The following is a 692-nucleotide window of genomic DNA, read 5'->3' as shown; positions in this document are numbered from 1 at the left end:
ACTTCTGGTAATTACCAAGATTATTATAAAAAAATGTACTCTTAAATGGTTTTAAGCAATAGGCTATAAGCAACAAGTATTTTAATACAATTTGCCTGTAGCCTATCGCCTACAGCCTAAAGCTATAAGAAAGATATGAAAGGAATTATTCTGGCAGGCGGTTCAGGTACACGTTTGCACCCTCTTACCCTAGCCGTTAGTAAACAGTTAATGCCTGTTTACGACAAACCCATGATTTATTACCCGCTTTCTATTTTGATGTTGGCGGGCATCAAAGAAATATTAATTATTTCTACTCCCCATGATTTACCTCATTTCAAGAAATTGTTAGGAGATGGCTCACAAATCGGTTGTAGATTTGAATATGCTGAACAACCATTGCCTAATGGATTAGCCCAAGCTTTTGTGATTGGAGAAGAGTTTATTGGTGATGACAAAGTAGCCTTGGTGTTGGGTGATAATATTTTCTATGGTAGTGGTTTGAGTAAATTGTTACAAGCCAACAATGACCCAGATGGTGGAGTAGTATATGCTTATCAGGTGCATGACCCAGAGAGATATGGGGTAGTAGAGTTTGATGATGATTTCAATGTGCTTTCTATTGAAGAGAAGCCTGTGGCACCAAAATCAAACTATGCGGTACCTGGTTTATATTTCTATGACAATTCGGTGGTAGAGATTGCCAAGAACAT

Annotated in this window: 1 protein-coding gene; it reads left to right on the top strand. The window is 37.7% G+C overall.

The features are described from left to right. Positions 1 to 135: 135 nt before the first annotated feature. Positions 136 to 692 (top strand): sugar nucleotidyltransferase (locus AC07XN_RS24540; RefSeq protein WP_494744960.1); only part of this gene is annotated, 557 nt, incomplete at its 3' end.

The organism is Arcicella sp. GW458-12-2-14-TSB2 (assembly GCF_059423785.1).
This window is presented reverse-complemented; position numbering and strand designations above follow the sequence as displayed.